We start from the raw sequence: 21,965 nt of genomic DNA on the forward strand, positions 1-21,965 counted from the left end.
ATGTGAGATAGACGCTAGGACCTCAAGCTCGGTTGAAGTCAAGAAACTGTGGATGTCCGTATCTGCGGAGTCTGACCGAGATACTCGACGCAGATGCGGATAGAGTGTCGCCGTGACTGCGATACGGATCAAGGATGCCGCGACTCTTCTCGGCGTCAGCGACGACACCGTCCGCCGATGGATCGCGTCCGGGGTGCTCGAGCAGTCCGACGACGGCCCGGTCGCGACGGTCGACGGCGCCCGGCTCGCGGAGCTGGCGCGCGAACGCGCGGTTGCCCCCGACGACGGAGCACCCGTCTCGCGGTCGGCCCGTAACCGTTTCACCGGTCTCGTCACCGAGGTGCTGATGGACGGCGTCATGGCGCAGGTGACGTTGCAGTGCGGTCCGTTCGAGGTCACGTCGCTGATGAGTGCGCAGTCGGCGCGTGAGCTGGAACTGGCGCCGGGGTCGGTCGCCACCGCGATCGTGAAGTCGACGAATGTCATCGTCGAGACGACGCGAGGCGACCGATGAGGAGCTCGGTGGTCGCTCTGGTGGTGGCCGGGCTGCTCCTCGGTACGGGTTGCTCGTCGGGCACGGGTTCGGACGATTCGTCGACGCTCGACGTCTCGGCCGCGGCGTCGCTGAAGAAGACCTTCACCGCGATCGCCGAGGAATTCGAGAAACAACATGCCGGCGTCGACGTCCGCCTGTCCTTCGACGGGTCGTCGACCCTCGCCAACCAGATACAGCAGGGTGCACCCGCCGATGTCTTCGCGAGCGCCGACGAGAAGAGCATGGCAAAACTCGGCGGCCTGGCGGTCGACCCGAAAATCTTCGCGACCAACACCCTGGTGATCGTCACCGCGCGTGGAAACCCGCTGGGGGTCAACTCCTTCGCCGATCTCGCGAAACCCGGCGTGACCGCCGTGGTGTGCCAGTCGGCGCAGCCCTGCGGGGCCGCGACCGATGTGGTGGAGAAGAACACGGGGATCACCATCGACGCGGTGTCGGAGGAACAATCGGTGAGCGCGGTACTCACCAAGGTGACGGCCGGGCAGGCCGACGCCGGGGTCGTGTATGTGACCGACGCCCGCGCGGCCGGCGACCAGGTGGCCATGGTGACCGATCCGGCGTTCGCGGACGTGGTGAACGCGTACCCGATCGCGACGGTCGATGGTGCGGAGGACGGCGAGCTGGGTACGCAGTTCGTGGACCTCGTCCTCGGTGAGAGCGGGCAGCGCATCTTGCGCGACGCGGGCTTCGGTGCGCCATGACCATGCGTGCGGGACTCGTTCGTCGTGATCCGACAGGTTTGCCGGCCTGGACCTACGTCCTGGCCGCGCTGGGCGTCCTGCTCATCGTCCTGCCGCCGTTGGCGCTGTTGTTCCGATCGCCCTGGGACACCTTTGTCGAGCAGGTGACGTCGCCGTCTTCGCTTGACGCGCTACGGCTCTCGCTGATCACCGCGACGATCAGCACCCTCTGCTGTCTGCTGATCGGAGTGCCGATGGCGGTGATCTTTGCGCGTTATGACGGGGGGGTCGTGCGGGTGGTGCGCTCGCTGGTTCTACTGCCGCTGGTCCTGCCGCCGGTGGTCGGTGGCCTGGCCCTGCTGTACACCTTCGGTCGGCTGGGGATCGTCGGCGAACATCTGCATGACGCCGGGATCGACATTGCTTTCACGACCACGGCGGTGGTGCTGGCGCAGACGTTCGTCGCGCTGCCGTTCCTGGTGATCAGCGTCGAAGGTGCTGTGCGGGTGGTGGGTACGCGCTACGAGGAGGTGGCTGCGACGCTCGGCGCGGGACCGACTCGGACGCTGTGGCGGGTCACGCTACCGCTGGTGGCGCCGTCGCTTCTCGCCGGGTTGGTGCTCGCATTCGCCCGTGCACTCGGCGAGTTCGGTGCGACGATCACGTTCGCCGGCAATGCACCCGGCATCACGCAGACCGCTCCGCTGGCCATCTACGTGTCGGCGATCGACGACCCGCAGGCCGCGATCCCGTTGTCGCTCATCCTCGTTGTGCTCTCGCTGGTCATCGTCGTGGGTGTGCACAGTCGGCGCCGGCGGACCGGGACGGGTGCGCTGTGAACGCCGCGGATCTGATGGTCGTCATCGACCAGGCGAGGCCGCCGCTGTCCGTGGAACATCGGTTCGTGGCCGGCCGGACGACTGCGATCGTGGGCCCGAACGGTGCCGGAAAGTCGACGATGTTGCGGGTCATCGCGGGTCTGCTCCGCGGAGGCGATGCTTCAAGGATCGCCCTGGGGGACGAGGTGTTTCGGGACGGTCGAGTGTCCGTGCCGCCCCATCGCCGGGGTGTCTCGCTGCTGTCGCAGGAGGCGCGCCTGTTCCCGCACCTGACGGTCGCCGAGAACGTGGCGTTCGCGCCGTCCGCGCAGCGGTTGTCGCGGGGCGAGGTGCGGGAGCGGGTCGAGCGGTGGTTGACGGCGACGGAAGTCGCGGATCTCGCCGACCGTAAGCCCGACGAGTTGTCCGGCGGTCAGGCGCAGCGTGTCGCGATCGCGAGGGCGCTCGCTGCCGAACCCCGGATTCTGCTGCTGGACGAGCCGTTCCGTGCGTTGGACGTCGATGTGGCAAGTCGTCTGCGGGCGTTGCTCCGAGGCCTGCTCGCCGATCACGTCCGTACCACGATCATGGTCACCCACGACCCGGTCGACGCTCTCGGGTTAGCCGAGGACATCGTCGTTCTGGATCAGGGTCGGATCGTCGAATCCGGTTCCACGCGTGAGGTGTTGACCAACCCAGGGTCGAGGTTCAGTGCGTCGCTGTCCGGCCTCAACTTGTTCGTGGGGCGTGTGGGCGAGGCTTCGACGGTGGTCGACGAGGCAGGCAATCACGTCGTCGGGCTGGTGGGCGAGGACGTGCCCGCCGGTGGTCTTGTCTCGGGAACACCCGCTGCGGCGACCTTCTCGCCTCGGGCTGTCGCAGTGTATCTCGAAGAGCCACATGGCAGTCCGCGAACGACGCTCCGTGCGACCGTCCGCGACGTGGTCCCACGCGGCGATCACGCGCTGGTGAACACCGACGTCGGCGATCAGGTCGTCGCGGCCGAGGTCACCTGGTCCGCGGTCGCCGACCTGGGGCTTGTCACCGGGCTCGACGTCGTGCTGGTGGTGAAAGCGAGCGAGGTTCGGGTCAGCGCGGTCGTCGAGCGGTGACGGGCAGACGTCATTTCGACTGTGCGACTTCGATCGAAGTCTGGGGGTCGGGTTTGCGTCTGGGGGTCGCGGGTTTCAGGAGAAGAGTCCGTGCCCGACGAACAACAGGGTCACAGTAAACGTGCCTCCGAAGGGCGTACGCACTTGGATCGCCGTGTCGCCGTCCTGATCATGGGATCACCGGACGTATGGTCGCGGATAGCCATTGTTGTTCGAGTTCCTGAAGCTCTGTTTCTATGAAACCCCACATCTCGCTGGTGGCCGTTGCAGTAAGAATTGCCAGAGCCGACTGACCCGACGGTGTGCGGTATGCGAGCTGCGACCGCCTCAGGTGCAGATCGAGATTGCTCGCCACGTAACTGCCCTCGTCGACACACAGATATCCGTCGAGGTCTGTCGAATGGCTGAGAACTAGTGCTTCGGGGAGCGCTGTTACGTCGAGTGATGTGTCAATTTCGGCCAAGCGGATCGGTTCAATCGAACTAATCGTGAAGTACTGGGCGACCACGTTCGAAACAAAAGGGGGCAGAGGGGATTCGGAGCGAAGCAGGATGCGACTTGCCATCGCTTCGCGACAGGAAGCCTCGTCAGCGTCGTACCATGCGGATGCAGGGGTGAACTTCATCTCGGGTAGGAGCGAGTGAAGAGTGGCGGTGCTGCCGTAGTTCGCGTAGGCGTACTCGAGCGCGGAAATCACCGGTAACCTTTCTGCCGACAGGGGTGCACTTCGCGACTGTAATCCAGGAGTCGGCGTAGCATTCTGGCGCTAAATCAGCCAATACCCGATTGCGATTCCCAACGCGAACGCCAGTGCTGGGAATGTGACAAAGGTGGCGAGGGTGCCGCGAAAGTAGGTCGCGGGTTGGCGCCATTTTCTCGGCGTATTTTCACGTTCCGAAGACATTGTGTCTCGTCCTGTCGACTAGGAAGCCTGAAGACTACGGTGGGTATTCTTAATCGGCGCGATCATGATCCAAGCCAATGCCCGACGAGTATGCCGAGGGCGAGTGCCACACCTGCAGGTAGGTTCTGCAGGTACGTTCCGAACCAAACTCCTGCGTCGGAAAAATAGTAAGCCAACCCGCGGTGATCGTCGTTGGCCTGATGTCGTGGCCGCCCGTGAGCCGGATCTCTCGATGTGAACGGCATTAACTAACTCCCTCCCGCGTGGACAAAGTGACTTACCCTCCCGTTATCGATTTGGCCAGATCGGAACCCCACTTGCTCCCGATTGCCGCGCCGATCCCGGCGCCGACCAACGTCCCTACTGGTCCCGCGAAGGAACCCACGGCGGCTCCGACTGCCCACCCACCGATCGCGCCACCCGCGATTGATCCTGCGGAAGCGGCCGCAGCGTCCACAACGCCCTGCTCGCCGCGTGCGACTGCGCCGAACTCGTCTACGAGGGTGACCGCAATACCTATGCCGTTGATTCGCTTGCCGAGCGTTGTCGCCGTGGAACTGATGCGTGCTGATCGTTCTGGGGTCACTCCCGACCTGTTTGCGGCGTGACTTCGCCGGTCCGGATTGAAATCGTGGGCAATGTCCTGTGCTCTTCGCTGGAGAGCAGCGAATGCTGCTGTAGCAGCTGCACTCTTTGGATCAATTCCCTTGAGCCCCACGGCGGCGAGTGCGTACTCGAGCCTCGAGCTCTCGATCGTGCACAACTCCCCATTGGCCAGCTGCTCCAACTGGGCCGGGGTAAAACCCATGGCTCGAAGGTAGCGCCCGCGTTGCTCGGGTGTCGCCGTGCCGTCCCGCACTGCTTTTGCGTCACTCTCGGCGAGCGTGGGGTCGGCAGTTCCGCGATTAGCGGCGATGGTCGCCGGTGTGATGCCGCCGATCTCGCCAAGTGCACCGTTGATGCCATCGCGAGTGGCAGTCACTGTGTCGTCTGCAGCTGTAGCGAGGCCTGACAGCGCGGACTGGTGCTCGAACGCTTCGCCGGCGTCGAACTCGGCGCCCTCCGGAGCGCGGGCGGGATCGAAGTTGATCGCGTAGCCGCGGCTTCCACGGTCGAGGATGTAACCCCGGCTGTCGGCGAGTGTGGTCCGGCTTTCCAAGGCGGCGATGGCGTTGCGAATGTTGGTTGCGCCGGTCTGCAAGACCTCTGCAAGATCGCCGAACTCGTCGGCGGTGTTTCTAATCCATCGAGTGACGCCCTCTGCCCGGGTGTCGGCAGCGCCGCGAGCCTCCCCGTGCCATTGTGCAGCAGCCAGGTTGAGCACCGGGTTGCCTGCCTTGGGCGCTTCGACCTCCAGATGTGCCTGCAGTCGCACGACGCCGAAGGCGATCTGCGCCATGACCTCGGGCTTCCACGAGGTCACCTCGTTGTAACTGGGTGGCATGGGTCTTTACTGCACCGACAACAGGATCTCGAGGGGGACAACGTGTTGCTTCTGATCGCCATCCCGCGAGGGGTAGGGAGTGGCCGCCGAGATCTCTCCGGCACTCTTCGTGTCGGTCTCGACCGTCGTGTGTTTGGCGTCCACCACCAGCTCCGAGAACGCGGCCACCGCGCCGGACAGGTTGGCCAGCGCCGTGGCAATGCGTTCGTCTGCGGTGGCTGCCACGACTGCCATGTCGGCGGTCGCACCCTTGAAGTTGCCGGCCAGTTCACCGAAGGTCGACGATGTGCCCTCGAGGCCTGCGTACGACGTCAGCTCGAGCGCCATCAACCGTGAGGCGCAGTTCGAGACATCCGTCGCTGCGGTGTCGAGTGCTGATGGGTCAACAACCAAGTCCGACACAAATCCCCCCTTTGATGTCGCGAACCACCATAGATGTTCGGTCGTCACCGTAGTTCGTCAGGTCGCGGCCTGCAGATCTCGATCCACAGCCAACCGGCGAACCTCAACTCGACTCACAGACGTCGATCGAAGTCTGCCGGTCGAGTTGAGGTTCGCCGGTGGCGTGCCTCTACGAGAAAAGCCCCAGCCCGATGAACAAGCCCGCAACGAACGCGACGACGGACGGCAGTGTTTCGAGCTTCCACTTGAGTTGCTTCCATGTGTACCCGAACCAGTAAGACCAGCCTCGCGGAAAGTCTTCGTCAAGGTGACGCGGTGTGTACCGGCGTCCGCTGCGCATCAATGGCGGGCCGTTGTAGGGGTCTTCAGCCATCACCGGACCATCAGGTAGGCGACGAGGAGGCCGAGGCAGAAGGACGAGATCGGGTAGGTGACGAGCATGGAGAACCGGCCCGTCAGATAGGTCTTCGGCCGGCGCCACCGGCCGGTATGCATATCTTCGGTCATCTCACCCCCGCGCTCCACTGCATGATCATCTCCAAACGCTGACACCGACGAATACCCCGAACGCGAATCCGATGAACGACGGCAAGCACTCCAGCCACAGCTGTACGCGTTCCCTGATGTCGTCGACGAATTCCTGGCGCGCCCGGTCGCGACGTTCCGCCCACTTCTCCTGCGGTGTGCGGGTGTCCACTCCGCGGTGTCGTCCGGAGTAGCGGCGCGTGCTTCGCCAGTTTTCCGATCGTCCTCGGTCCACGCTGCCCTCTTTCCTCGTCGAGACAGCGTAATTCGTGGCGGCCGGACCGCGCGAACGCCATCCACAGCCAACCGGCGAACCTCAACTCGACTCACAGACGTCGATCGAAGTCTGCCGGTCGAGTTGAGGTTCGCCGGTCAGTCGCTGAGTGGTCCGTCGCGATGAGGCTCCAGCACACGGGCTTTGAGGTGTTTGTAACCGCGAACGCGGAGGGACGGCATCGACTTGAGATAGAACCGGTCGTCGTCGGCGATCTGGGTGGCGACCGAATCGTCGACCAGGGTGGTTCCGGGACGTGCGGAACTCGTCAGTCGCGACGCGATGTTGACCGGTTCGCCGAAGACGTCACCGAGGCGGGGGAGCACCGCGCCACGGGCGAGGCCGACCCGGAGCGGCGGCAGGTGGTCGCTCTCGGAGAGGCGATGGATCTCGAGTGCAGCGGCTGCGGCGGCTCCGGAATCGTCAAAGGTGAACATCACGGCGTCGCCGAGGGTTTTGACCACGCGGCCGCCGTGATCGACGACGACGTCGAAGGTGTCGTCCTCGAACGAACCCAGCAAGGCCTCGAGGTCACCCAGATCGATGCGACGGGACAGGCTCGTGTAGCCGACGATGTCGGCGAAACCGACGACGAGGTCGACCTTCTCCTCTGAGGAGTGGTCGGTGTGCCGTTCGATGGCCAGCGCCATGTGCCGGCGCCAGATGAGGTGCTGGATCTGGCCGAGTGCTTCGCTCATCTGCTCCAACGTCCAGGGGATCGTCGGGTCGTCGGCGATCTCGCGGAGCTGCTCGGCCTCCCACTCGGCCAGACGGGAGATGGTCTGGCCGATGGCCCGCGCCATCGCGATCTGGGTGGTCTCCGGCATCGCCCCCGACGATGCGTTGAACATCTCCAGGGCCTCCATGTCGCGATCGGAGAAGACCTTCTCTTCCGACGACCTCCGCGCGAATCCGAAGGCATTCCACGCTTTCTCCGCGAACTCCGCGGAAACGCCGAGCTTCTCGATGAGCTCGTCACGGGTGTAGCGAGGGGTGTACGGGCTGTCCTCGCCCTCGGACGCGTCGGTGGTTCCACTGGATTCGGTGACCTCACGCATGGGAGCAGTCTCCCTCACCTCGGCGCGCACCGCGGACCGTTCTCGGCAGTGCGTCGAGGATCACCGCGACGGGTCAAGACCGGTAAACCCCTCATCGAGAGACCTGGCGCGCAGAACCTATCCGCTGTTGTTGACATCACAGCGGCCCGAGCAGCATCATAAACTGATATCAGTTCAGGAATGGCAATGGAGGTTGGCTTGACCGACAATCGATACGACCTGCTCATCATCGGAGCCGGCATGGCAGGTTGCACTGTCGGTGCTCGCGCCGCGGAGGCCGGGCTCCGGGTCTGCATGGTCGACGTCGCCGGCGACATCGGCGGGTCGGCCCGGTACGCTGGCTACGTGTGGTCGATGCCGGACCACGGCGCGATGGACAAGCACAACCCGGGCGGCGACGACGAACTGCGTCGACACCTCGTTGACCGCTTCCCGGAGGCCGTCGAGTGGCTGCGGTCGTTCGGTGCCGATGTGGGCGAACGCCAGCCGATCCTGCCTTACGGAGCCGGATACAAGTTCGACACCAACCACTTCCTCGAGCTGTGCCGGAAGAAACTGAGCGAGACCGGGAACGAGCTCCTCCTCAACACCGAGACCCGCCGGCTCATCGTCGAAGACGGCACCGTCGTGGGCGCCGTGGTCACCTCGGCAGACGGCGAGGAGCGGGAGATCCGTGCGGCCTACACCGTGATCGCCACCGGGGGATTCCAGGCCGATCCGGAACTCCGAGCGCGCCACCTGCATCCCGAAGCGCGGACGATCGAACTGCGCTCCAACCCGAACAGCGCCGGCGGCGGACACCGACTCGCACGCGAGGTCGGGGCCGCCTTCGGCAAGGAGCACGCAGGGTTCTACGGACACCTCATCCCGAGCGGAATCTCGTTGGGAGAGGACGACTTCGTCGAACTGGCGCTGTACTACAGTGAGCACTGCCTGCTGTTCAACGTCGAGAACAAGCGTTTCGTCGACGAGACCCTGGGCGATCACCTGAACACCATCGAGCTCCTCGAGCAGCCCGAGGCACGAGGTCTCCTGGTCGCCGACGCGCGTGTGTACCGCGACTGGATGACGGCGCCCTACGTCGAAGGTGCCGTCGCCCCGGACAAGTTCGGGATCACCGCCAAGCGCGGCGGACGGGTCGGCATGGCCGAGTCCCTGGAGGAGTTCGAGTACCTTCCCGAGGAGTGGGGCTACGACGGCAAGGCCATCGCCGCCGCGATCACCGAGTACAACGAGGCGATCAAGGAGAACAAGGCCTCACCGGCGCACACGCTCGACCCGCAACCGCTCGACGAGGCCCCGTACTACATCATCGAGACGGTCCCCGCGGTCACCTTCCCCTTCTACGGAATCTTGATCGACACCGAAGCCCGGGTGCTCGACGAAGCGGGACAACCGATTCCGGGTCTTCTTGCGGCAGGATCGGACACCGGTGGGCTCTGGTACCGCGCCTACGGCGGCGGCCTGGCGACAGCGCTGACCTTCGGCCTGACGGCCGCGAACACCGCGAGCTCAACCCTGTCGGTGCGCTGACCCGACGCACCTGAAGCGACAAAAGGAGCGCCCGACCGCCAGGTCGGGCGCTCCTTTCGTCGTCGTAGCGGCTCAGTGCTTCGGAAGGACGACCGCGCGGCCGGGCAGCTCGCCGCGGCGCAACTGCTCGTACGCCTCGGGTGCATCACGCAGGTCGAAGGTCACGGTCTCTGCTGTGAGTTTGCCGGCGGCGGCCAGCGCCACCACCGCGGCGAGGTCGGATCGTGTGCCCCAGAACGGCGCTCGGACCTGCCAGCCCGAGGCGAGGCCGACGTCCTTGCCGACCGTCACGCGACCGCCGGCGGTCCCCACGATCACCAGGCGGCCCCCGGGACCGAGGACGGTGGTGGCTGGTTCGACCGTCGCCGGGGCGCCGGCGAAGTCGAGGACGATGTCGGCTCCGCCGCGTGCGCGGATGTCCTCCGCCGCTTCGTCGACCGACGGATACGACGCGTCGGCCTTCAGGGCCAGGGCCAACGCGCGGGCCTGCTCACGGTTGTCGACCGCGATCACCGCACCCACACCCATGGCACGCAGGATCTGAATGGCCATGTGGCCCAGGCCCCCGACGCCGATGACGACGGCGACCGTCGACGCGTCGATGAGATCGGAGTTCGACGAGATGGCGTGGTAGGCGGTGAGGCCGGCGTCCGCGAGAGGCGCTGCGACCGTCGGATCGAGACCGTTGGTCGGGACCAGCACATCCGCCGACGGAACCAGCAGGCGTTCGGCCAGACCACCGTGATGTCCGAGTCCGTTTCCGATCCGTGGGTTCCGGCCCCCGGGCTTGCGAGCCAGTGAGAGGCAGTAGTTCTCGCGTCCACGGGCACAGTTTCGGCAGGTTCCGCATGACCAGATCCCGTGCACGACGACCGTTTCGCCGATCCAGGCGGGATCGGCCTGAGGTCCGACCGCACGCACGGTCCCGGCCACCTCGTGGCCGAGGGTCAGGGGCAACGGGTAGTCGAAGACGCCGGACGGGGTGTCCATGACGTGCAGGTCGGACAGGCAGAGTCCTGCGGCGTCGACGTCGAGGAGAAGTTCGGTGCCGGTCGGCTCCGGGTCGGCGATCTCCCGCACCACCGGGGGACGCCCCCATTCGGTGAGTTGTACTGCCAGCATGGTCAACTCCTGTTCTCGTCCAGACGCACGAGCGTCTTCCCGGTGGTGAGTCCCTCGAGCATCGCGGCCAGAGCCGCGGGTGCGGACTCCAGACCGTCGAAAACGGTTTCCTCGTAGTGCATCCGGCCCTGCGCCAGGTGTTCGCCGATCTCGCGCTGCATGGCCGGGAGAAGGTCGTTGTAGGAGCCCGCGCGGTAACCCTGCACGGTGATGCTCTTGGAGACCAGTTGAAAGAGGTTGCGGGGACCCGGCGGTGGCGTCTCGGCGTCGTACGCGGCGATGGCCCCGCACACGGCGACCCGACCACCGGGGTTCATCGCATCCAGAGCCGCTTCGAGATGATCGCCGCCGACGCTGTCGAAGTAGGCGGTGATGCCTGCGGGTACCGTTTCCGCCAACCGGTCGGTCAACGGGGACCGGCGATGGTCGAAGGCGGCATCGAGTCCGAGTCGCTCGCGGAGGTACTCGACCTTCGCCGGACTGCCGGCGGAACCGACGACGGTGGCACCGCGCAGGCGTGACAGTTGTGCGACGAGACCGCCCACGGCGCCGGCCGCAGCCGAGACCCACACCGTGTCGGTGTGTTTGACGTCGAGGACCGCGTGCACGCCCGCGTAGGCGGTCAGTCCCGAACTGCCCAGCGGGCCCAGGAACCACTGGGGAGGGTGGTCCAGGGTGTCGACGACCGAGAGGCCGCCGTATCCGCCGAGAGTCGCGCCGTCGGCACGGACGACGGCATGCTCGCGGAAACCACACAGGTGTGAGACATGTTGTCCAACAGCGAACTCCGGCGATCGGGAATCGACGACGACTCCCAGCGCCAGACCTGCGAGAGGTTCGCCGAGTGCGAACGGGGGGAGGTATCCGTCCGGGGTCGTCTCGGCCAGTCTGATCCGGATCGACGGATCGACCGACAGCCAGGTGTTCCGCACGAGCACGTCCCCGGGGCGCAGCGGTGGCAGAGCCTGGTCGGTGATGGCGAGATCACCGGCGCGCAGAGGCCCGCGGGGTCGGCGCGCGAGCGTCACCACCTGCGTCGAGGAGATCATCTGCGGAAGTGGTCCACGCCGTCGATGCACCGGACCGTGAGCCGGCTGTCAACGACGAGGACATCGAGGTGCGCCATCGTCTCGCACACGGCGATCAGCCGGTTGAAGGTGTCGAGCGAGGAGAAGGGTCGATTGTGGCGAGTCCAGAGGAGTCTCTCGGCAACCTGGTGACCGGGCAGTGCGCGCCCGGCGTCGTCGAGCACCGCCAGGATCTCGTCGAACCTTCTCCGGTGGTGTTCCAGGAGGACCTGGGCGCGCTCGCCGACGAGGCCACCGACGTCGCCGTGCGCCGGGGCGATCGTGCGCGGGGACTCGTCCGCGACCATCAGTTCGAGGGAGCTCAGGAACTTGGCGAGGGGGAGGTCCCAGACGCCGAGTTCGAAACCGATCGACGGTGTGATCGTCGGCAGAATGTGATCGCCGGTGAACGACAGGCCGGTGTCGAGGTCGTGGAAGACCATGTGGCCCTTGGTGTGGCCGGGGGTGTGTACCGCCTCGATACGTCGGCCGGGCAACGGCAACAGTCCCGGTTGCAGCCAGGTGTCCGGGGTGTCCCAGTCGTCGACGTCGAACGGCTCGTCGACCGTCAGGCGGTAGACCTCGTCGGCGAGTTCGTAGGCGCCGGACCGACGGGCCTGGATGAGTGACTCCTCCGGCACATTGCTGTTGATCCGGGCGATCTCGACGAGCCCGTGTGCCTCGCGCGCGCCCATGTGGATGGCGCAGCCGTATCGGCGCCGGAGTTCGACGGCGAACGTGTAGTGATCGCGGTGGATGTGCGTGACGAAGATGTCGGTGATCTCGTGCGGTCGGCGACCGATCGAGGCGAGGGCGGTGGACATCTCCTCGTGGGTGCCCGGTCGGTGCCATCCGCCGTCGATCAGGGCGAGCCCCGAGTCGGTTTCGAGCACATAGACATTCACCGCCCGCAGTCCGTCCTGGGGCAGCTCGAGCGGGATGCGGTGCACGCCGTCGACGACGGGGTGGCATCCCGGCTCGAGCCAAGCCGTACGGCTCACGGCCGTACGGCTCACGGCCGAACGGTTCACGGCGTCGGTGCAGTCAGCGGCACCATGGTCTTCTCGTCGCCGTACCAGATCATCCGACGTCCGCGCATCGCGCCGACATGCTCGACCGCCGCCGCCCACTCGGGGCTGCGCAGGGCCGCCTCGAGGGCTTCCCGGGATGCGAAGCTCAGGACCGACAATCCGTCCCACCCCGAGGACTTCTCATCGAATCCCTCCACGATCTCGGTGTGCTGCCAGCGCAGGAGGCCGGGGAGCGGGTAGGTGACATCGGCGTGCTCGCCGCGCCACCACTCGATGAACTGGTCGTGGGTCCAGTCGCTCGGTCGGGATGCGAGCACCATCAGATTGAACATGTCGTTTCCTAGCGTCGTTGCGGGTCAGGCGTTTTCGTGGGTACGTCCGGCGAGCCGGCTGGCCAGCGAGATGGCGTCGGGTCGCGAGAGCTTACCGACCCGGTTCTGGGGAAGGTCCTCGACCGAGAAGACGTACTCGGGCCACTTGAACTTCGGGAATCCGGACTGGTCGAGTTGTGCGGTGATCGACTCGAGCGTGATCTCTGCGTCCCCCGCGACGACCAGGGCCGCGGCCCGTTCGCCGAGCAGGTCGTCGGGAACCGGGACCACGCAGACCTGCACCACCCCGGGCAGGCCGGCGATGGCACTCTCGACCTCGTTGATGTCGATGTTGCGTCCGCCGCGGATGATGATCTGCTTCTGTCGGCCCATGACCTGGATGAAGCCGTCCTCGCCGACCTCGACGAGGTCGCCGGTGGGCAGGAAACCGTCGGCGGTCAGCTCCGGGGGTTGCGGGACACCGCCGCGCGCGTACCCGACGAACAGCGACGGGCCGCGCACCTGTGCATCACCGATCTGACCGGGCGGCAACTCGGCGCCGGATGCGTCGACGGCGCGGACGACGGTGCCCGGGAACGGCTTTCCGTCGCGTCCGAGACGCAGCTCCGGCGGGTCGGTCGGCAGCGGGCTGGTGTGGCCGAGGCATTCGGACATGCCGAACACGCGCAGGAACGTGGTTCCCAGGGTCTCCTCGGCCTCACGCAGCGCACGCACGTTCATCGGTCCGCCGCCCACCGTCATGGCACGCAGTGAGGTCAACGGCTGGTCGGCGCCGTCGGCGATGGAGAGCTGGAGCGCCATCGTGGGGACGAGCATCGTCCAGGCCACCTCGTGGCGGCGCATGGCCTCCAGGGCTCCCGCGGGGGTCCAGCGCTCGATGCTGACCATCCGGCCGCCGAGGTAGGCGGGCAGGTAGAGGCCGAAGCAGAACGCCGCCACCGACGACAGCGGGACGAACGCGCCCACTGCCTCGCCGGGGCGGAGCCCGACGATCTCGATGGTCGACTGGGCCGCGTAGCGAATGGCTTTCTCGGACTGCACAACACATTTGGGCCGTCCGGTCGAGCCGGAGGTCATCGCGACGGCGGAGCCGCCGGCCCAACGGTCGATTGCGCCGAAGGTGTCCGCGGCGAGCACGGTCCGGTCCCCGGCGAGCAGGCGATGACCGAACCGGCCGTCCGTGGCGCCCCAGTGCTCGAGCACCTCGTCGGTGGCGATGACCACGTCGGGTGCGATGTCCTCGACGGCCAGGTCGAACTCGGAGGCGGTTGCGTGCGGGCTCAGGACCGCGACGACGCCGTCGCGCAGGCCGGTGGCCACCACGCAGGCCAGGGTCAGCCAGGTGTTGTCGGCCTGGACGATCACCGTGGGGGCCTCGTCGCGGTGCGCGGCGATGGCATCGGCGACTCGTTGTGCCGTCGAGACGACGGTGCCGATCGCGTGCTCACCGAACTGGTCGACGACCGCGATGGCGTCGGGGGTGCTGCTTGCCCGTTCGAGCAATTCGGTTGCCAGAGTCTTCATTTCGCCTCACTCAGGGAAGTTCCGACGTGATGGGGATGGGTGGTGTTCATCGTGCGGTCCACCCGCCGTCGACGACCAGGGTCTGCCCGGTGACGTAGGAGGACGCATCCGAGGACAGGAACAGCACGGCGCCGTCGACCTCGCCCTCGCGTCCGCCTCGGCCCAGCATCGTGTTGCGACGGACCCAGCCGGCCGACTTCTCGTTGGTGAACAGCCCGTCGGTCATCTCGGTGTCGAACCAGCCCGGGACGACGGCGTTCACCCGCACGCCGCGGCGGCCCCACTGGCCGGCGAGCTCTCGGGTCATGCCGAGGGTGCCGGCCTTCGACGCGGCGTACGACGCCCCGCCGATGGGGGCGGTCGACACGAGGCCGACGACCGACGCGATGTTGATGATCGACGCGTTGACCGGGGTGTCGTCGGCGGCGTTCTCGGTCAGGCGGGTGACGAGATGGGTGGACAGGTGGAAACCGGCGAGGAGGTTCAGGTCGAGGATGCGGGCGAAACCCTCGGGTGTCTCCTGCTCGGCGTGGGGCGGGCCGGCCATACCGGCATTGTTCACCAGGATGTCGACGCTGCCTGCTGCGTCGAACGCCGTGTCGATGAGTGCGCGACGGTCGGCGTCGTCGGTGACGTCGCAACGGAACGGGACGACGCTGGGGTACTTGTCGGCGAGCTCCTGCAGACGGTCGAGCCGGCGTGCGGCCGCGTAGACCGTGGCGCCAGCCCCGGCGAGCGTCGCGGCGAAGCCCAGGCCCAGGCCCGACGACGCCCCGGTCACGACCGCGGTCTTGCCCGCGAGCCCGAAGAGTGCCGCCGGGGAACCTCCCGGATGATCACTTGTGTCGATGGTCATGGTTCTCCCCTCAGTAGACCGCGGTCCGGCCGCCGTCGACCGGGATCAATGCGCCGGTCGTGTAACCGGCGGCGTCGCTCGCCAGATGGGTGACCATCCCGGCGATCTCCTCCGGCCGTCCGAGGCGTCCGGCGGGAAGGCGGTTGGTGACCAGCCCGATGAACTCCTCGTCCCAATTCTCCGCCATGTCGGTGGCGAAGCTGCCGGGCATCACGCAGTTCACGCGCACCGTCGGTGCGTATTCCTGCGCGAACGCCTGGGTGAGGGCGTTGAGGCCGTTCTTGGCCGCCGCGTACATCGCCTCGGCGGGGCTCGGGCGCACCGCCCCGATGCTCGAGATGTTGATGATCGAGCCGCCGCCGTTGGCGCGCATCCGATCGCCGGCCACCGCCATGAGCCGGAACGGTCCCTTGACGTTGACCTCGATGGTCTTGTCCCACAAGGACTCCGAGACCGACATCAGGTCCTTCTCGAGCGGCGCGATGCCGGCGTTGTTGACCAGGATGTCCAGGCTTCCGTGACGTTCGATGATGCCGTCGACGGCGGGTTCGAGCTCATCCCAGCGGCCGACGTGCAGTGCGAGCGGATGCGCTTCACCGGTCGTCACGTCGTCGAGGGCGGCGACGGCCTCCACGCAGGCGTCGAGCTTGCGGCTGGCGACGACGACCGTTGCGCCGGCTTCCTTGAGACCCCGGGCGATGGCCAGTCCGAGTCCCCGGCTCGCGCCGGTGACCAGAGCGACCTTGCCGTTCAGTTCGTTGCTCACGAGTGCTTCTTCACTTCCAGTCGGGCGATGGTGCGCAGGTGGACCTCGTTGGGGCCGTCGGCGATCTGCAGTGCGCGGGTGATCGCGTGGAGTCGGGCCAGGACGGTGTCGTTGCTGACGCCGGCGGCGCCGTAGGTCTGGACCGCCCGGTCGACGACCTTGTGCGCGACCTCCATGGCGGAGACCTTGATGGCCGCGACCTCGGAGCGGGCGGCGGCGTTGCCCTGGGTGTCCATCAGCCAGGACGAGTACAGGACGAGCAGGCGGATCTGGTCGATCTCGATCCGGCTGCGGGCGATCCACTCGCGGACCACACCGCGGCTCGCCAGCGGGCCACCGAACGCGACGCGCTCCTGGGCGCGGCGGCACATCATGTCCAGCGCACGTTCGGCCATGCCCACCGCGCGCATCGCGTAATGCATGCGCCCCGGTCCCAGGCGACCCTGCGCGATGGCGAAACCGTCGCCCTCCTCGCCGAGCATGTTCTCCACCGGCACCCGGACGTCGGTGAACTGGACCTCGCCGTGGCCGAGACGGTCTTTGAACCCGAACATCGGGAGGTCGCGGATGACCTCGATACCGGGAGTGTCCGTCGGCACCAGGATCATGCTCTGCTGGCGGTAGGTGGGCCCGTCCGGATCGGACTTGCCCATGAAGATGATGAGCTTGCAGTCCGGGTCGAGGATTCCGGAGGTGTACCACTTGCGGCCGTTGAGCACGTAGTGGTCGCCGTCGCGGCGGATCGTCGAGGTGATGTTGGTGGCGTCCGACGAGGCGACCGCGGGTTCGGTCATGGCGAACGCCGAGCGGATGCTGCAGTCCAGCAACGGCTTCAGCCACTGTGCCTTCTGCGCCTCGGTGCCGTACATGGCGAGGATCTCCATGTTGCCGGTGTCCGGGGCCGAGCAGTTGATGGCCTCGTTGCCGATGATCGAACGTCCGACGATCTCGGCGAGCGGGGCGTACTCGAGGTTGGTGAGCCCGGCGCCGAGTCCGTCGTGCGTCATGAAGAGGTTCCACAGACCGAGGTCGCGGGCGGTCTTCTGCAGGTCACGCATGATCTGCGGCTGCTCGTGCGGGTTGTCGTTGGCCTCGATCTGCTCGTCGTAGATCTTCTCGGCGGGCAGGACGTGGTCGGTCATGAACGACTCGAGCCGGACGGCGAGGTCGCGCGTCCGGTCGGAGTAGGCGAAGTCCACGGGGAGTCTCCTGAAATCGGATGGTCGGGTAGGGGTGGTTTTCTCGGCTACGTGCGAGCCATGAGTGCGGTGCCGGTCTCGATGAGGCGGGAGATGGTGGCGGGCAGCTTCTCCTGATCGGGATCGTGGTGGCGTCCCTCGCGGTGCCGGCGCAGGTTGTGGCCCATGATCGCCGCCATCTTGAGACGTCCGAGGGCGTCGAACCAGGCGAGATCGGGCAGAGCGGGTCCACCCGCGGTGTACGCGTCGACGAGTTCCTCGGCGCTCGGCAGGGAGGGAACCTCGCGGCCGACTCCAGGGAAGTTGGTCCCGTCGGCGAACACCAGGAACCAGCCGAGTTCGACGCGCGGGTCGCCGATGCTCCAGATCTCCCAGTCGATCAGCGCGACCGGTTCGACACCGTCGGAGATGATGTTGCCGAGCCGGTAGTCACCGTGGACGAGGCAAGGTGCGATGGGGTCGGGCACCGTGGCGGCCAGGGCGTCGAGGAGTTCGGCACCGCCGACGACGAGCTCGGGCGGTACCGCGCCCAGTGTCTTGCCCCAACGGGCGAGTTCGTCACCGGGCGACAGCACCGGTCCGGCCACGTCGCCGGCGAGACCGGGGAGTTTCCGGTGATCGACGGCATGGAGACGGGGGAGGATCTCGGCGGCGCGCAGCATCCGGGCCGCAGCGAGGTCGGGAGCCACGGCTGGGTCGTCGAGGACGGGCTCGAGCGACTCACCGGCAACGAGTTCCATGGCGAACCAGGCGGGTTCCTCACGGTCGACCTCGAGCACACGGGGCACCGGCACGTCGGTGTCGGCCAGAGCCGTCAGGATCGTGGCCTGCCGCAGCATGTCGTGCCGGCCGATCGACTTCTGACCCTCGGGAACCGCTTTCACGACCCATTCGCTGCGGGACCCGGCGTCGTCGAGGGTTCCGACGCGGAAGGTCAGCCCGGAGTGTCCGCCGGGAAGCACCGCGAACGAATCCACGGTCAGCCCGTGGGAGGCCTGCAGGCGGTCGGTGACGCGCTGCTCCAGGGTGGGGGTCACAGTCGTGGCTCCTTCGGGAGGCCGAGGACGCGCTCGGCGATGATGTTGTGCTGGATCTCGTCGGTGCCGCCGGCGATCCGGTAACCGGGAGCCCCGAGGACGTGCTCGGTCCAGGCGAAGCTGCCCCAGGTCCCGTTGTCGGCGACCAGATCTCGACCGAGGAGAAGGCGGACCAGCTCGCTGGTTCGTGCCATGGTGTCGACAGCGAGCAGCTTGCCCAACGACGCCTCCGGGCCGGGGTCGACACCGCCGAGCATGGCCTGGGCGACCCGCATCCCGGCGATCCGCTGGACCGCGGTCCGGGTGGCGAGGTCGGCGACCTTGTCGCGCTCCACATCCGACAGTTCGCGTCCCAGGTGGCGGGCGAGTTCGAGGGCCTGATCGGCGTTGGCCAGACCCAGTCCGGCGCCGTCGAGACGCTCGGCGGCGAGGACGGTCAGGGCCACCGACCACCCCTCGCCGACCGGTCCGAGTCGGAGCGAGTCGTCGAGCACGACACCCTCGAGGTAGACCTCGTTGAAGGAACTGCCGCCGGTCATCTGCCGGATCGGTCGCACGGTGAGGCCATCGACGTCCATCGGGACGAGGAAGACGGTGAGTCCCTTGTGCTTCGCCGCCTGGGGATCGGTACGGCACACGGCCACACCGAAATCGGCGACGAGGGCGCCCGAGGTCCACACCTTGTGGCCGTCGAGACGCCAGTTGCCGTCCTCGGTGCGGACCGCGCGGGTCCGGACCGCGGCGAGGTCGGAGCCGGCCTCGGTCTCGGAGAAGAGCTGGCACGCGATGAGGTCGGTCCGCAGCATTGCCCGGACGAACCGCTCCTGCTGATCCGGCGTGCCCCACTGGGCGATGGTCGGTGCGACGAGTTGTTGTGTGACCGAGAACATCTCGGTTCGCTTGGGGATGTCGTAGTGGTCCTCGGCGGCGCGGAAGGCCAGCTCGTAGGACATCGGCAGATCGCGACCGCCGTAGGCCTCCGGCCAGGTCAGAGCGCCCCAGCCGGCGTCGAACTTGGTCCGCTCATAGGCGGAGATCGCGTCGGTGTGGGCCCGCTCCTCCTCGGGGGTCCAGTTCTCGAAGACGGCGACGGAGTCGCTGCCCACGCCCCACACCGCATCGGTACGGCGCGGGGCGATCGTCGAGAGCCAGGTGTGCGCATCGTCGGTGAAGGTCGCCAGATCCGGCAGTGTGGTCGTCATGTCGATCCGATCGGTGAGAGTAGTGGGTCAGACGGCGAGAACGGTGCAGGCGCTGATGCCCGGCGCACCGTAGACATGGGTGAATCCGACCTTCGGCGAATTGTCGACCTGCCGGTCACCCGCCTCACCGCGCAACTGTGTGACGATCTCGTGGACCTGACGCAGGCCGGAGGCGCCGATCGGCTCGCCGTTTGCGATACATCCGCCGTCGGTGTTGACCGGCAGAGTGCCGCCGATCTCCGTGCGACCCTGGGCGATCCACTCTTCCTGCTCGCCGTGCTCGCAGAACCCGCATTCGGCCATGTGCATGATCTCCGCGCCGCTCTCGGTGTCCTGGAGCTGCGCGACATCGACGTCTGCCGGCCCGATGCCGGCCTGCTCGAAGGCGGCCCGAGCGGCGTCGGTGCTGACACTGATCGGTTCACCACTGCCCTGGACCGCCGGGCTGAAGACCTCGAAGGAACCGAACTGGCGGGTGCGATGGCTGATCGCCTTGATGGTGACCGGGCGACCGCCGAGTCTGCGTACGGCGGACTCGCTCGCCACCACGATTGCCGCCCCGCCTTCACCAGGGGAGCAGAACATGTAGCGGGTGAGCGGGTCGTTGACCATGTCGGCGTCGCGGATCACGTCGGCGGGCATGGGATCCCGACGCCACGCGTTGGGGTTGAGCGCCCCGTTGCGGTAGGCCTTCGCGGCCACCTCGGCCAGGGTGTCCCGGGAGATCCCGTGGGCGTTCATGTAGCGGGCGATCTTCGAACCGAAGAACTGGGTGGTGACCATGAGGCCGGCCTCGCCGTACCCCTCGGGCAGGCCCCACTCCGCGGGGAGGGGGTCGAATGCGCCGCGCGGGTGCTTGTCGAAGCCGACGGCCAGGGCGATGTCGGCGGCACCGGCGCGGACCGCGTTGACCGCGGACACGAGTGCGCTTCCGCCTGTGGCGCAACCGTTCTTGACGTTGGTGAAGGGGATACCGGTGAAGCCCAGCTCGGCGACGAGGGTGTCGGCGAGCCCGGATCCGTCGCTGCCGCCGAAGGCGACCTGGACGTCGGGCCAGGTGAGGCCGGCATCGGTGAGTGCGGTCTGGATGGCGGTGACCGCCATCTGGCGCCCGCTGATCCCGTTCTGGCGCCCGAACTTCGACAGTCCGGCGCCGATGATGAAGACGTCGTCGCTCATCGTCGGTCCTCCTGGTCGGCGGTGGGTTCGGGCAGCACGAGGAAACGTGGAACGGGCTGGGTCGCGATGAGGGTGGCGGGAGCTCCCTGCAGGTCGTCGAGGGTGTCGGCCTCGAGGATGCCCGCGATGCGGATGCCCTCGGGAAGTTCCACATATCCCATCGCGAACGGGGAGAAGCCCTCGGGGGGAGGAACATACGGCGGCGACTTCGGTGCGAAACGCTGCACCGTGTAGGCCCAGACGGTGCCGCGGGTGCTCAGCTCACGCGGACGGGCGGTGGCGGTTGCGCATCGCGAGCAATACGTGCCGGCGGGAAAGCCGACCGTACCGCACACCGTGCATTCCGATCCGTGGAGCACCGCGGGATCCGTCGCGTCGTCGGCGACGGCGTTCCGGACGGCACTGTCGTCGACCGTCATGTTCCTCCCCTTTCAGTTCTTCTCTGTTTTCTCGAGGGCTGGCTTCTCAGCTGATATGTGGCCGAGCGATCAGCGGCCGACCCACTTGGGCTCACGCTTCTGCAGGAACGCGTTCACGCCTTCCTTGGCGTCCTCGGACTGCAGTGCGTTGCCCACGGCCAGGTGCTCCATGACCATCAGCGACTGGATGTCGGCGTCGAGACCGCGGTCGATCGTCATCTTGGTCAGCTTCATCATGAACGGGCTCTTGTCGATGAGCGGAGCGATGAACTCGGCCTCGAGCTTGTCGAGGTCGGCGGCCGGTGCCGAAGCGTTGATCAGGTCCCACTCGGTGGCTTCTTTACCGGACAGCAGCTTGCCGGTGAGCATGAGCTCCTTGGTCTTGCGGACGCCGATCATGCGCGGCAGGCGGTAGATCGGGCCGGCGCCGCCGAACAGGGCGCGACGGATGTGGAAGTCGCCGATCTTGGCATCGTCTGCGGCGATGGCGAAGTCGCACGAGATCATGAGCTCGAAGCCGCCGGCGGTGACGTAGTCCTCGAGGACGGCGACGGACGGGGTGTTCATCGAGTACAGCCGGTCACAGACCTTGGCCGAGAGCACGGCGACGTCCATGGCGGTGGTGCTGCCGACGTAGTCGCTGAGGAGGACGTCGAGGTCGAAGCCCGAGCAGAACTGGTTTCCCTTGCCGCGCAACACCAGAACGAGCAGATCGGGGTCGTTGTCGACCTCGGTGATGATCTCGTCGAGACGGTGCAGCAGCTCCGGCGTGACCGCGTTCTTCTTGTGCGGGCGGTTCAGCCAGACGCGAGCGACGGGGCCGTCCTTCTCCAGGATGATGTGGTCGGTGTCGATCATGGGATTCTCCTTCGAGGGTGTTCGAGTTGAACTGGATTCACTTCAGTTCTAACTGCCACCTGAACTG

Annotated in this window: 23 protein-coding genes; 5 read left to right on the top strand and 18 right to left on the bottom strand. The window is 66.9% G+C overall.

What is annotated here, in order from left to right:
• Window positions 1-112 precede the first annotated feature (112 nt).
• From GONAM_RS20835 to GONAM_RS20850, 4 genes are read left to right on the top strand one after another with little or no spacing between them, the layout of a single operon-like run.
• Window positions 113-514, top strand: coding sequence for a TOBE domain-containing protein (locus tag GONAM_RS20835; RefSeq protein ID WP_006868732.1), 402 nt, complete (start codon window positions 113-115; stop codon window positions 512-514).
• Window positions 511-1,257: a molybdate ABC transporter substrate-binding protein gene (gene modA / locus GONAM_RS20840; protein WP_040537117.1), complete on the top strand. Its 747-nt coding sequence runs from the start codon at window positions 511-513 to the stop codon at window positions 1,255-1,257. Before GONAM_RS20835 ends, modA begins: the two co-directional genes overlap by 4 nt.
• Window positions 1,254-2,075, top strand: a complete 822-nt coding sequence (locus GONAM_RS20845; RefSeq protein WP_040537119.1) for an ABC transporter permease — start codon at window positions 1,254-1,256, stop codon at window positions 2,073-2,075. Before modA ends, GONAM_RS20845 begins: the two co-directional genes overlap by 4 nt.
• Before the next feature lie 14 nt (window positions 2,076-2,089).
• Entirely contained in the window at window positions 2,090-3,166 is a 1,077-nt protein-coding gene (locus tag GONAM_RS20850) for a sulfate/molybdate ABC transporter ATP-binding protein (protein WP_040537138.1), read from the top strand.
• Between the two features lie 169 nt (window positions 3,167-3,335).
• On the opposite strand, the gene GONAM_RS20855 is transcribed toward GONAM_RS20850, so the two are convergent.
• From GONAM_RS20855 to GONAM_RS20875, 5 genes are all read right to left on the bottom strand, one after another.
• Window positions 3,336-3,863: a hypothetical protein gene (locus tag GONAM_RS20855; RefSeq protein WP_006868736.1), complete on the bottom strand. Its 528-nt coding sequence runs from the start codon at window positions 3,861-3,863 to the stop codon at window positions 3,336-3,338.
• A 484-nt stretch (window positions 3,864-4,347) separates the two neighbouring features.
• The gene (locus tag GONAM_RS20860; protein ID WP_006868737.1) at window positions 4,348-5,514 is read right to left on the bottom strand and encodes a hypothetical protein; all 1,167 of its coding nucleotides are present in this window, start codon (window positions 5,512-5,514) and stop codon (window positions 4,348-4,350) included.
• A gap of 6 nt (window positions 5,515-5,520) precedes the next feature.
• Complete coding sequence (locus tag GONAM_RS20865; protein ID WP_006868738.1) at window positions 5,521-5,916, bottom strand: hypothetical protein; 396 nt, start codon at window positions 5,914-5,916, stop codon at window positions 5,521-5,523.
• A gap of 372 nt (window positions 5,917-6,288) precedes the next feature.
• Entirely contained in the window at window positions 6,289-6,423 is a 135-nt protein-coding gene (locus GONAM_RS23050) for a hypothetical protein (protein ID WP_280985377.1), read from the bottom strand.
• 390 nt (window positions 6,424-6,813) lie between these two features.
• Window positions 6,814-7,773, bottom strand: coding sequence for an adenylate/guanylate cyclase domain-containing protein (locus GONAM_RS20875; RefSeq protein WP_006868741.1), 960 nt, complete (start codon window positions 7,771-7,773; stop codon window positions 6,814-6,816).
• A gap of 186 nt (window positions 7,774-7,959) precedes the next feature.
• On the opposite strand from GONAM_RS20875, the gene GONAM_RS20880 reads away from it, so the two are divergent.
• Window positions 7,960-9,306 carry an FAD-dependent oxidoreductase gene (locus GONAM_RS20880; RefSeq protein WP_006868742.1) on the top strand — a complete coding sequence of 449 codons (1,347 nt, stop codon included), beginning with the start codon at window positions 7,960-7,962 and terminating at the stop codon, window positions 9,304-9,306.
• Between the two features lie 72 nt (window positions 9,307-9,378).
• Here the strand turns inward: GONAM_RS20880 and GONAM_RS20885 are convergent, their stop codons facing one another.
• From GONAM_RS20885 to GONAM_RS20945, 13 genes are all read right to left on the bottom strand, one after another.
• Window positions 9,379-10,428: an NAD(P)-dependent alcohol dehydrogenase gene (locus GONAM_RS20885; RefSeq protein WP_006868743.1), complete on the bottom strand. Its 1,050-nt coding sequence runs from the start codon at window positions 10,426-10,428 to the stop codon at window positions 9,379-9,381.
• A gap of 2 nt (window positions 10,429-10,430) precedes the next feature.
• Window positions 10,431-11,477 (bottom strand): NADP-dependent oxidoreductase, encoded by a 1,047-nt coding sequence (locus GONAM_RS20890; RefSeq protein WP_006868744.1) that lies wholly within the window; start codon window positions 11,475-11,477, stop codon window positions 10,431-10,433.
• Window positions 11,474-12,511 carry an MBL fold metallo-hydrolase gene (locus GONAM_RS20895; RefSeq protein WP_245548653.1) on the bottom strand — a complete coding sequence of 346 codons (1,038 nt, stop codon included), beginning with the start codon at window positions 12,509-12,511 and terminating at the stop codon, window positions 11,474-11,476. The genes GONAM_RS20890 and GONAM_RS20895 overlap by 4 nt, the downstream gene beginning before the upstream one ends.
• Before the next feature lie 11 nt (window positions 12,512-12,522).
• Entirely contained in the window at window positions 12,523-12,858 is a 336-nt protein-coding gene (locus GONAM_RS20900) for an EthD family reductase (protein ID WP_006868746.1), read from the bottom strand.
• A 24-nt stretch (window positions 12,859-12,882) separates the two neighbouring features.
• On the bottom strand, window positions 12,883-14,382 hold the full coding sequence (locus tag GONAM_RS20905) for a class I adenylate-forming enzyme family protein (protein WP_006868747.1): 1,500 nt from the start codon (window positions 14,380-14,382) through the stop codon (window positions 12,883-12,885).
• A gap of 46 nt (window positions 14,383-14,428) precedes the next feature.
• The gene (locus tag GONAM_RS20910) at window positions 14,429-15,238 is read right to left on the bottom strand and encodes an SDR family NAD(P)-dependent oxidoreductase (RefSeq protein WP_006868748.1); all 810 of its coding nucleotides are present in this window, start codon (window positions 15,236-15,238) and stop codon (window positions 14,429-14,431) included.
• 10 nt (window positions 15,239-15,248) lie between these two features.
• Window positions 15,249-16,004: an SDR family NAD(P)-dependent oxidoreductase gene (locus tag GONAM_RS20915; RefSeq protein WP_006868749.1), complete on the bottom strand. Its 756-nt coding sequence runs from the start codon at window positions 16,002-16,004 to the stop codon at window positions 15,249-15,251.
• The gene (locus GONAM_RS20920; protein ID WP_006868750.1) at window positions 16,001-17,203 is read right to left on the bottom strand and encodes an acyl-CoA dehydrogenase family protein; all 1,203 of its coding nucleotides are present in this window, start codon (window positions 17,201-17,203) and stop codon (window positions 16,001-16,003) included. The genes GONAM_RS20915 and GONAM_RS20920 overlap by 4 nt, the downstream gene beginning before the upstream one ends.
• A 47-nt stretch (window positions 17,204-17,250) precedes the next feature.
• Window positions 17,251-18,240, bottom strand: coding sequence for a phosphotransferase family protein (locus GONAM_RS20925; RefSeq protein WP_006868751.1), 990 nt, complete (start codon window positions 18,238-18,240; stop codon window positions 17,251-17,253).
• Window positions 18,237-19,442: an acyl-CoA dehydrogenase family protein gene (locus GONAM_RS20930; RefSeq protein WP_006868752.1), complete on the bottom strand. Its 1,206-nt coding sequence runs from the start codon at window positions 19,440-19,442 to the stop codon at window positions 18,237-18,239. The genes GONAM_RS20925 and GONAM_RS20930 overlap by 4 nt, the downstream gene beginning before the upstream one ends.
• A 27-nt stretch (window positions 19,443-19,469) precedes the next feature.
• Window positions 19,470-20,621, bottom strand: coding sequence for a thiolase family protein (locus tag GONAM_RS20935; protein WP_006868753.1), 1,152 nt, complete (start codon window positions 20,619-20,621; stop codon window positions 19,470-19,472).
• On the bottom strand, window positions 20,618-21,040 hold the full coding sequence (locus GONAM_RS20940; protein ID WP_006868754.1) for a Zn-ribbon domain-containing OB-fold protein: 423 nt from the start codon (window positions 21,038-21,040) through the stop codon (window positions 20,618-20,620). The genes GONAM_RS20935 and GONAM_RS20940 overlap by 4 nt, the downstream gene beginning before the upstream one ends.
• 69 nt (window positions 21,041-21,109) lie before the next feature.
• Window positions 21,110-21,898 (bottom strand): enoyl-CoA hydratase/isomerase family protein, encoded by a 789-nt coding sequence (locus tag GONAM_RS20945; RefSeq protein ID WP_006868755.1) that lies wholly within the window; start codon window positions 21,896-21,898, stop codon window positions 21,110-21,112.
• Window positions 21,899-21,965 lie beyond the last annotated feature (67 nt).

Origin of the sequence: Gordonia namibiensis NBRC 108229 (assembly GCF_000298235.1) — a bacterium.
In the GTDB taxonomy this organism is placed as follows: Bacteria; Actinomycetota; Actinomycetes; order Mycobacteriales; family Mycobacteriaceae; genus Gordonia; species Gordonia namibiensis.